The sequence below is a fragment of the Geobacillus sp. LEMMY01 genome, from assembly GCF_002042905.1.
GTDB lineage: Bacteria > Bacillota > Bacilli > Bacillales > Anoxybacillaceae > Geobacillus > Geobacillus proteiniphilus.
Window position 1 is genome coordinate 1 of record NZ_MVKA01000060.1, and the last position, 9,468, is coordinate 9,468.

The following is a 9,468-nucleotide window of genomic DNA, read 5'->3' on the forward strand; positions in this document are numbered from 1 at the left end:
TGGACAGAGGAAGTGGCAAACCCACAATGAGGGCAACGTTCCTGTGTCTCTGTTTTCTCTACATGAATCGCATAACCATAGGAAAGAAGTTCTTGTTTAATCACTTTAAATTCTGGCAATCCTAGTGGTATAGAAAGCACTTACGAGACCTCCTTAATGTTGATTTCACCGCTAACATTATTGCCAGGATCTCGTCAGTGCTTTCTCTTTTTTGTCACTAAATCACAAAATTTGGTGATGAACCTTTACAGTTAATTTTTATTGAAAAATTTTCAAAAAATAAGAGCCTTTATTCCCATTTTTAAAACTGTAGGTGAGCAAATTTGTAGCGGCTCTTTTCCCGTGCAACGAAAGGTTGTTGCTAGTTGCTTTTTTCCTTCGCTAAATCCGCGACTTCGGCGACGGTTAATCCAGTTCGCTTCGCCACCTCGTGAATAGGTAGAACATCTAGAAAGTTTTTGGCGATTTCGACCGCTTTCTGTTTTTCTGCTTCTTTTACTGCTTCTTTCACTGCTGCTTCCTTTTCTTGCTCCAACTCTTCAACTAACAATCGCATGACTTTTGTCATTTTGATCCACTCCTTTACTTTCTTCGCATATTGTTCGTCAATAAACTTGTCGGTAGCGGTTAAAATGCCAGCGATGACGTGGAGCTGTGTCGACTCGTCATGAATTTCTTTCGCCAGCTCAATCGTTTTTTCAATCATCGTTTGCCGATCAAAGCGGCTATGCATGAGCGGAACGAGAATAAACTTCATCGTTTCTTCAGCGGTTAACGGTTCGTTGTGGCGAATTTTTTCTTCGATCGTATGAAAAATCGCATCTCCGTTATATTCGCAAAGCAAGACGGCTTTCGAAGAAATCAATACATCCCCAGCGTGCAATTGTTCGTGGGCGCTTGTGACGTCGCTTGTGTAAATGACAACGATGCGAATTGGCTTAATTTGCTTTTCTTGTTTATAGTATGTGTGCAAAATTCGGTAAGCATAATCGAGGTACTTTAAATGATTGTCAATGAAGCGTTGGTTGCTTTCGTATTCTGGTAAGAGGATCGAAGCGTCTTCAAGAAGAAACAACGTGTCGGAACGTTTTTCATCTGCTCGCACAGCAGGGAATTCATTCGGCAAAAGCGCTTTAATTCTAGGCAGCCCATGCAGTCCATACACATCGAGCGCCTGGTTTTGGTACAATTCGCTTAACGACTTAAACAAAATGTCCTTTGCGTGATACGATATGCCTCCGGCCATTTTTCTACTCTCCCTGTTTTATGATCATTATACCTCTTTTCAATCAGAAGCGACAGCTTAATTTGCTGTGAGTCAGTCAAGATTTTGTGGAGAACTTTTTTCGGTTCATTCCTTCCCCCCTGTCAGGGTGCCAAGTGTGAGCGGCAATAAGGGGACTGACGCCAACAGCCCATGTTTTGGCGTCAGCCTCTTGTTCATAGCGCCTTGCGAATCAGCTGTTTGTCATAACGAACAGACAACACCCCAAACAGCGAATAGCAGGCCGTGTACATCGCCATCACGGTCAACATCGGCGTCCACAGTTCGGTGCCGAAAAAGAACCAGCCGGAGCGGACGGCGAAATAGCTATGGGACAATCCGAGCAGCAACGGAATGCCAAAGTAGAACAGCTGTTTCCGCCGAATGCCCCCGAGCAAGTCTTTTTCGGTGAATCCTAATTTGCGCAAAATCGTGTAGTTCGGCCGTTCCTCTTCTCCGGCGCCCATTTGCTTGAAGTAAAGAATGCAGCCGGATGTGACCAAAAAGGCGAGTCCTAAAAAGGTGACGACAAACATGATCAATCCGAACGTCTGCTTTTGGTGGCGGCTCATCATCAGGCGCGAATCGGCGATGGAGGAAAACTCCATGCGTTGAAACAACTGATCAGCCCGTTCAATATTTATTTCGTCAGTCAGATGAATTCCGATATGCACCTTTTTCTTTTGTGGATCGGTTTCTTTTTGCAAACGATCAAACATCGTTTGGTCGACGATGACTGTCGGCATGCCGTACGTGAAATGATAGTTGACGTAATAGTCTTTTTTCATCCCAAGGTAATGAAGCGGGACCATGCGGCCGTTTTCTTCTAAGCGAATCGTTCCCGTTTCTTTAAACGGCAAGAATTGACGGAGCATGTCCTGATATCCCGTCAGCAGCGCTTCCCCAGGCTTGACATCGATGCGGCCTGTACTTGTGTCGCTGATCACCGATAGCGGCGCGGCGGACGGCTGAAACTGGAGCCGGCTTTGATCAGCGATGTCCAAAATCATCGAAATATCAGTCGGTGCTTCGATGACATCGATAATCGTTTCCCGATAGCGAATATCATGAGATCGCAGCGCCGCCGTAAAACGGGCGGCATCTTTTTTGTCCGTAAACGCGAAGTCGGCGGCGACATAGTTTTGCGCGGATCGTTCGGCGGAATAGTAGGAAATATAGCTTAACGAAATCAACCCGATCGCGATGGCCGACACGGTCGTGATGATCGTAAGCAGCAACGCGTTCGATTTCATGCGAAACATGAGCGACGATACCGATAGCACGTCGTTGATCGACAAATAGCCATCTTTCTGTTTCCGCCATAGGTGGAACAGAAAGCTGATCGTTCCTTTGAAAAACAAATAGGTGCCGATGATGACAGCGCCTAAAATGAACGCCATGGCCATGAATAATCCTTGAACGCTCTTCCAGTCGCTGCTAAACAATTTCGTCGATATACCATAGCCGCTGCCGATGAGGATGATCCCCACCATCCCCACGACCATGTTCCATACGGATACGTGTTTTGCTTCGGTTGTGGATGTAGTGCGGAACAAGGATAAAATCGTCTGTTTTTTGAGAAACAAGCAGTTCATCCCCATCATGAGGACATCAATCACGCTGAACACAATCAACGTTTGCACCAATGCTCGGCCAGAAAAGGAAAGAGATGCCGCTAGCGGAATATCGATGATTTTAAACAAAATCATCATCAACAGCTTGGAAGCGGCAAATCCCACCAATATGCCGATGATCAGTGTGCCGTAATAAAGAATGACGTTTTCGGCCGCCAGCATAAAAAAGATGTTTCGTTTCGTCATGCCGATCAGCTGCAAAAGAGCGATCTCATGGCCGCGCCGTTGGATAAACAGGGCGTTGGCGTACAAAAGAAAGACGGCGACAATCACGATAAGAAGCACCGCGCCTGTGCGGACGGCCGCCGCGCCTTTCACTCCCCCTTTGATGGCATCAAGCGATGGATCGTACTGCAATGTCACGAACGCGAAATACAAGGCGGAAGCAAACATCAAGGCAAACACGTACAAATAATAATGTTGGATGTTTTGTTTCAAGTTGCGGAACAGGAGTTGCTTCATGCTCATGGCCGAACACCGCCCAGCACGCCTTGCGTTTGCATAATGGCTTGGAAAAATTGCTGCCGCGTTTCCGTTCCTTTATACAGTTGCGTATACAATTGTCCGTCTTTGATAAAAACGACACGGCCTGAGAAACTGGCGGCGACCGGATCGTGGGTGACCATGATGATTGTCGTCTTCCGTTTTTTATTAAGTTGTTGCAGCTTGTGCAATAAATCGGAAGCCGATTTTGAATCGAGTGCGCCCGTCGGCTCATCGGCAAAAATGATGCTCGGTTCATGGATGAACGCCCGCGCCGCGGCAGCGCGCTGTTTTTGCCCACCAGAAATTTCGCTTGGATAGTGGTTTTGGATGTCAATAATGCCAAGTTCAGCCGCCAATTCTGCAAATTTCTTTTCCGCTTCTCGCTTGGGCGTTTTCGTAATCGATAAAGGCAAAAGGACGTTCTCCTTTACCGTCAGCGTGTCAAGCAAATGATACTCTTGAAAGATGAATCCGACATGGCGTTTGCGAAATTCTGCCAGCTCTCGGTCTTTCATGGCGACGACGTTGTTTCCTTCGATGAAAATAGCGCCCTCGCTCACCCGGTCGATTGAGGAAAGAACGTTGAGGAGCGTCGTTTTCCCTGATCCGGAAGGCCCCATGATCGCGAGAAATTCCCCCTTCTCCACACGCAGATCGATGCCTTTGAGCACTTCTTGTAGGTTCTTTTTCGTTCCGTACGTTTTGTGGATGTTGGTTGCTTCCAATATGACCATCTCGTTTTCCCTCCTTCGTTTCTATCATAAGCAATGGGGTTGGTTTTTTCCTGCGTTGGGCCGAACAAAACGAAACCGCGTGTGACAAAATTGTCACATGCGGTGCGTGCGGATGATGTCATTTTCTTGCGGAAATATGATCGTAAATGTCGTTCCGCGTCCGGGCGTGGATTCGACATGAAAGTCAAGAAGAAGCGGTTTGGCGGCTTTTTTCGCCAAATACAGCCCCATCCCCGTCGCCGCTTCATTTTGGTGTTCGGTGGTGGAGGTGAATCCTTTCTCGAAAATGCGCGGCAAGTCCTTTGGATCAATGCCCAAGCCGAAATCTTGAATTTGCAAGCGGGCATGGCCGTTTTTCATAAAGCTTTTCACGACAATGTCAGATGACTCGCTGTATTTCACCGCATTCGTGATGATTTGCCGGATGATAAAAGAAAGCCATTTGGCATCGCTCAGGACGGAGCGGACGTCCAATTGAAGGTCAAAGCCGATGCCTTTTTGCATACACCACGATTGCAGCGGTTTAATCTCATTGATGAGAAGTGGCTCAAGTTCGACTTGTTCGATATATAAGTCGTTTTCTATGTGTGGAAGCCGTCGTTGATGAAGTTGCTGATCAAGAAGCAGATGAATGCGCAGCCATTCGTACAAGAGTTGCGCTTTCGTGTTTTCGTCCCCGACCCGTTCGATGATGAGCCGCATGGCCGTCAGCGGCGTTTTCATTTCGTGAATCCATGACAACAGTTCATCTTTCTCTTGTTCCAACGTGGCGAGGTGTTCTTTCAGTTCCTGTTTCCATTGGTCCGTTTGGCTGGCGAGGACGCGTTCGACGATCTTCTCCAGTGGGCTTGCCGCCCGCAGGGCAGAGACGGGATCGAGGCCGCGCTCCCACTCTTGCAAACGTTGATAAAATGCCGTTTCTTTTTTCCAACGGATGATGACAAAGACAACAAAGATGATAGTCGTTAAAAAGACGATGTAAAGGATGGAGGAGAGCGGAATCGTCGGATCCAGATAAGCGACAAACAGGATGAACAGCTCCAGAAAGAGAAAGAGGGCCATCCAGCTTTTTCGTTCCCACAAATAGTCTTTGATCATCAGTGGCTCCCTTCTTCCGTAGCCATATAGCCTTGCCCAACTTTCGTTTCAATGAAGCGGCCCAAACCGAGTTCGTCGAGTTTTTTCCGCAGGCGGTTGACGTTGACGGTCAGCGTGTTGTCGCTGACAAACCGTTCGTCTTCCCATAGCCGTTTGATCAGCTCCGTCCGAGCAACGATCTGGTTTTTCTTGGCCAATAAATGTTTCAAAATCAACAGCTCGTTTTTCGTCAGCTCCACTGTTCCGTGTTCATTTGAGACTGTGCTTTTTTCATAGTCGACCGTTGCCCCGCACCATGTTTGCAGCTGAACGGGTCCGGCATTGTAGTTGTACACGCGGCGGAGCAGCGCTTGGATTTTGGCGATCAGCACATCGAAATGAAACGGCTTTTGGATGTAATCATCAGCCCCAAGCTGCATCGACATGACCATATCAGTCGGGTGGTCGCGCGATGATAAAAACAAAATCGGGACGTTCGAATGAGCACGAATCTGGCGGCACCAGTGGAACCCGTCAAATTTCGGCAGCTGGATGTCGATGATCACCAAGTGCGGCTTGTAAGCAGAAAACTCTTCCATCACACGACCGAAATCGCGGATGCCGTAAACGTTGTATGACCATTGTTCGAGACGTTGTTTGATTGCTTGAAACAATGTGACGTCGTCTTCAATGAGCAAAATGTTCCACATCGTGCCCCCCTACCCTTTTCCGCTGGATATGGCGTGTTGTTCCGTTTTCCATTATACCTGTTTTTTGGTTGTTTAGGGAGAAGGGGGACGATGAGATGGAAGCGATGATGCGGAAATCAAAATTGAAAGTATATAAAACCCGTGGTGCTAGTTGAGCGTCAGCGCTCAACCAGCCCTAGTGTGACCAAGGAATAAGCCAACAAGATGCCATCGAGCGCCACTTCAAACCCGGCAATGGAATTCGCTCGAATGTCGGTGATCCGGTATTGGTCTACGAGAATCGAAAACACCGTCTCGATGACTTTGCGTTTTTTCCTGATCCATTCTTCCCATGCCTTGGATGGGCCGTGCTTTTGATTGTGTCGAGACGGTGTCCAGAACGCGGATTGGTGTTCTTCGTACAGCTTTTCTCGAAGAGCGTGGCTGATGTACCCTTTGTCCCCAAAGTTGTCAGGATGAGGGATTTGAGTCATCACCGTTTCAGCGGCTTTGACGTCGCAGCAGGACGCTTCCGTCACGACATCACCCATGGCCAGCCCTTGATTGGTCACTTGAAGATGCAGCTTGAAACCGTAGTACCATTGCTTTTTGGAAGCACAATATCCCATATCCGCGATCCCTCGAAATCGCTTGACGCGCTGCATTCTCGCGGGATGGCACAACGGAAGAGGCAAACTGTCGACAATGTCTAGCATGRTGTTGGCCACGTTTCGCCAGTTCATGACGAATCCATTTGACCGCGAAGCCAAGCGCTCGGCAGCGGCGGTTGTATCGGGAGCGTTCAAGAAACGAGCCGTTTGTGAACAAATTTCCCGTGACAAAGCGATGCCAGGCTCGTTCGGAAGAAAAGCCAAGCAACTTTCCTAAAAGGTGAACGGCGATGACCACCTTCGTCTTCTTGCTTGACCAAGTGACGATTGCGGCGATGAAGATACATTTGAATCAACGACAGTTGGGCAGAAACAAAACAGAAAATGGCGGCATATTGTTTTTGAAGTTTGGCTGGATCTGTAGTAAAATGAAAGTGCTCTTGCATGGGGGATCTCTCCTTTCGAATGTTGGGTGACACTTTCATTCTACTGGAGATCCGCCAGCAAGGGCTATTTTTATGCTTGATCAAGTTTATCTAGCACCACGGGTTATTGTAGTACATGATGGTTCAGTAGCATGGGGGTATTATCGTCATGCCGCTGTATGGGACGGTACTTATTATACTGGTAGTTTAGATTCATATGCATTCATTGAAGCGAATGTAGAAAACCAACCTGGTGACGGACAAAGTAATGTCCACTATTCCACGGCAAGGAAATTTAGAAACTACGACCAAGCCGTCGGTTTATATGTCTATACTTTAGAACAGCAATTTAGAACCCTTGCCCGTAATTACATTAGAAACCAATTAGGAGAACCATACAAATTTGTAGGTTCTTACAAGTCGGATACCAGCACGTGGTATTGTAGCAAATTAGCTTGGAAAGCGTATTATGATATGGGGAATCGTGATTTGGATTACGATGGCGGGTTATACGTTTATCCGGATGATATTTATCAAGACGGAGATACTAAAATATTTGCAACCGGTTCATGACTCTGCTGATTAATACGCAATACTTGATGGTAAAATAATCTTTAGAAGGCTAGTGAAAAACTAGTTTTTTGCTCAAATCGGCGGTATTTGATCAGAAACGAGAACAGCTCTGAAAAGGCTTATCTCATTGAAAAAAAGAGTTAGGGTGAGCCGCTTTTTCATTAAAAATCACCGGCCTTTTAGAAACTATATTTTTGGATCTTCATCACAAAATGTGCTTAACAAAAAAGATGATCACGATAAAGAAAACCAAATAGTGCACATTTCTGCACTGTTATTTTGCACTAAACAACCGGGTGGCCTTCATAGGTGGAGGAGGTTTCTCGAACCCGGTGCGTGGCACTGTTTCTCTCGGCCAACGTAAAGGGGTCGCTCCGCGGGATGTTGACCGAATCGGCCTCAGCTAATGCTCGTACGGCGGTTGTCACCGTGTGTGGACCTACAGGGATTCTAGCGAGGCCGATTCATATGCGCTGTAAAGGGTTCTTGTTCGTCGCATCGGCGTGAAGACTCGGGGAGAAAGTCCTCTTTTGGGTAAATATGAATCAAGCAAGCGCTAATGATGTGGTGAATGCTGTCCTTATACAGGCGGTCGAGACGACGAGCCAACGCATCGTCATTCAACAGGGAAGGATGGAGCCCGGGATGGATGGGGTTCTCCAGGTCAATCGTGTGACCCCATTGTTCCAAGTGAACGAGGTTTTAAGTAGTCCTATTTTCATGAACACTTATTTACGAGGGGCTGTATAATGAAGAAAATCATGATTTTCATTTATTGCATCTGTTTGTTTTTAATGGTTGGGTGTGAGAAATTGAAAGAAACTGTCTCCCGAAACGATACAAAACTGAAGGTGAACCCAGCCTTTGTTGCACTTGCTGATGGAGATAGCAAATTAATTTTTCTTGATAAAAAGATGAATATAGTCAAAGAAATTGAAAATAAAAATAAATTTCAAAGCTTTTCTATAGAAGGAAATCGAGTTTATGCAATAGATGATGGTACATATATGGGAACTAAACCATCGATGCTTATCATCAATCTTTCGAGTGGTCATGTGGAAAAGAAGTTAAAGTTGCCGCATGTTCCGTCGTCTTATGCGGTACTAAAGCAAAAAGTTTACATGGCTTCATCTGAAATATTTAGAGAAGGCATGCCTTTTTTTGTTGTTAATGTGTCTAGTGGGAAAGTAGAAAAATTGACATTTACCAGTGGAATGGTCAGTACAATTAAACATTACAAAAATGAAATTTTCATCACTATAAATTCTGGTGGTAAATCCAGTGAGCATAGCAACGTATATAGGATACAAATTAATGATGCATCCCTTTCCTTTCATCCTGTCATTAAAGATAATATTGAATTACCACCAAGTGATTTTGTGATTGAAGATAACAAAATGTACTGTGTTTTTACAGGATTTTCTTACGGGCCAAGGCCAGAATGGGTAAAAAATCCTGAAAGATATACAAATAAGCTTATGGTTGTAGACTTGAATAATGGTCAAATCATTTCTGAGAAGAAATTGTCTAAACCTTTCCCGCAAAAAATAATTAATATTGGTAATAAATTATACCTCACATTTCGCACCCTAACAGGGTTGAAAGAAAGGATTTTTTATTTCGTTTTTCAGAATAACTTTCTGACCAACACAACGAGCGATGGCAATCCTTTTTTTACCATCGCTGGTCGTTCCGTATCACGTTACACGTAGATGCTCTCATCCATGCCCAATCCCTGCAGAATCCTTCGCTGATCAGGGGTGAGGGAGCGATCCAGTGAGCGTTGGATGCGCCCATCCGGCAGCTTGAACAGGACGACGTTCACATATTGAAACAGCTGAAAAATCGCCTGTCCCGTCGGCCGGGTCAGCTTGCGGCCTCCAGGACCCTTCAACGGGTGTTCTGGAGTAATAAACTGACGCACTCGGCGCTGAAAAACGCGGTAAATAGCCAAGGCCAACAGAAACAAATAGCC

The 9,468-nt window shown here is 46.0% G+C and carries 7 protein-coding genes and 4 pseudogenes; 2 read left to right on the forward strand and 9 right to left on the reverse strand.

The genetic code is table 11. From position 1 onward, the window contains the following. From B1A75_RS20690 to B1A75_RS18710, 7 genes and pseudogenes are all read right to left on the reverse strand, one after another. A pseudogene (locus tag B1A75_RS20690) lies at positions 1-140 on the reverse strand (ISL3 family transposase); the annotation flags it as partial. Positions 141-361: 221 nt separating this feature from the next. Continuing rightward, on the reverse strand, positions 362-1,246 hold the full coding sequence (locus B1A75_RS18685) for an RpnC/YadD family protein (RefSeq protein WP_079936691.1): 885 nt from the start codon (positions 1,244-1,246) through the stop codon (positions 362-364). Between the two features lie 194 nt (positions 1,247-1,440). Next, a complete protein-coding gene (locus B1A75_RS18690; RefSeq protein WP_079936692.1) occupies positions 1,441-3,366 on the reverse strand; it encodes an FtsX-like permease family protein in 1,926 nt (641 codons plus the stop codon). Continuing rightward, entirely contained in the window at positions 3,363-4,118 is a 756-nt protein-coding gene (locus B1A75_RS18695) for an ABC transporter ATP-binding protein (RefSeq protein WP_012820653.1), read from the reverse strand. Before B1A75_RS18695 ends, B1A75_RS18690 begins: the two co-directional genes overlap by 4 nt. Positions 4,119-4,211: 93 nt before the next feature. Beyond that, positions 4,212-5,216, reverse strand: a complete 1,005-nt coding sequence (locus tag B1A75_RS18700; protein WP_079936693.1) for a sensor histidine kinase — start codon at positions 5,214-5,216, stop codon at positions 4,212-4,214. Then, the gene (locus tag B1A75_RS18705; RefSeq protein ID WP_079936694.1) at positions 5,216-5,905 is read right to left on the reverse strand and encodes a response regulator transcription factor; all 690 of its coding nucleotides are present in this window, start codon (positions 5,903-5,905) and stop codon (positions 5,216-5,218) included. Before B1A75_RS18705 ends, B1A75_RS18700 begins: the two co-directional genes overlap by 1 nt. A 158-nt stretch (positions 5,906-6,063) precedes the next feature. Then, positions 6,064-6,941 (reverse strand): annotated as a pseudogene (locus B1A75_RS18710) (IS982 family transposase). A 72-nt stretch (positions 6,942-7,013) separates the two neighbouring features. Here B1A75_RS18710 and B1A75_RS18715 point away from each other — a divergent pair. Continuing rightward, a complete protein-coding gene (locus B1A75_RS18715) occupies positions 7,014-7,493 on the forward strand; it encodes a YiiX/YebB-like N1pC/P60 family cysteine hydrolase (protein WP_254866661.1) in 480 nt (159 codons plus the stop codon). A gap of 290 nt (positions 7,494-7,783) precedes the next feature. On the opposite strand, the pseudogene B1A75_RS20695 reads toward B1A75_RS18715, so the two are convergent. After that, positions 7,784-8,192: pseudogene (locus B1A75_RS20695) on the reverse strand (DUF4277 domain-containing protein); the annotation flags it as partial. A 50-nt stretch (positions 8,193-8,242) separates the two neighbouring features. On the opposite strand from B1A75_RS20695, the gene B1A75_RS18725 reads away from it, so the two are divergent. Then, positions 8,243-9,205: a hypothetical protein gene (locus tag B1A75_RS18725; RefSeq protein ID WP_079936695.1), complete on the forward strand. Its 963-nt coding sequence runs from the start codon at positions 8,243-8,245 to the stop codon at positions 9,203-9,205. Here B1A75_RS18725 and B1A75_RS18730 read toward each other — a convergent pair. Next, positions 9,196-9,468, reverse strand: a pseudogene (locus B1A75_RS18730) (IS1634 family transposase); the annotation flags it as partial. The gene B1A75_RS18725 and the pseudogene B1A75_RS18730 overlap by 10 nt on opposite strands.

What these genes read in the sequence shown, in the direction of transcription:
- B1A75_RS18685 (WP_079936691.1), bottom strand. Translation starts at nt 1,246, where the DNA reads ATGGCCGGAGGCATATCGTATCACGCAAAGGACATTTTGTTTAAGTCG.
- B1A75_RS18690 (WP_079936692.1), bottom strand. Translation starts at nt 3,366, where the DNA reads ATGAGCATGAAGCAACTCCTGTTCCGCAACTTGAAACAAAACATCCAA.
- B1A75_RS18695 (WP_012820653.1), bottom strand. Translation starts at nt 4,118, where the DNA reads ATGGTCATATTGGAAGCAACCAACATCCACAAAACGTACGGAACGAAA.
- B1A75_RS18700 (WP_079936693.1), bottom strand. Translation starts at nt 5,216, where the DNA reads ATGATCAAAGACTATTTGTGGGAACGAAAAAGCTGGATGGCCCTCTTT.
- B1A75_RS18705 (WP_079936694.1), bottom strand. Translation starts at nt 5,905, where the DNA reads ATGTGGAACATTTTGCTCATTGAAGACGACGTCACATTGTTTCAAGCA.
- B1A75_RS18715 (WP_254866661.1), top strand. Translation starts at nt 7,014, where the DNA reads ATGCTTGATCAAGTTTATCTAGCACCACGGGTTATTGTAGTACATGAT.
- B1A75_RS18725 (WP_079936695.1), top strand. Translation starts at nt 8,243, where the DNA reads ATGAAGAAAATCATGATTTTCATTTATTGCATCTGTTTGTTTTTAATG.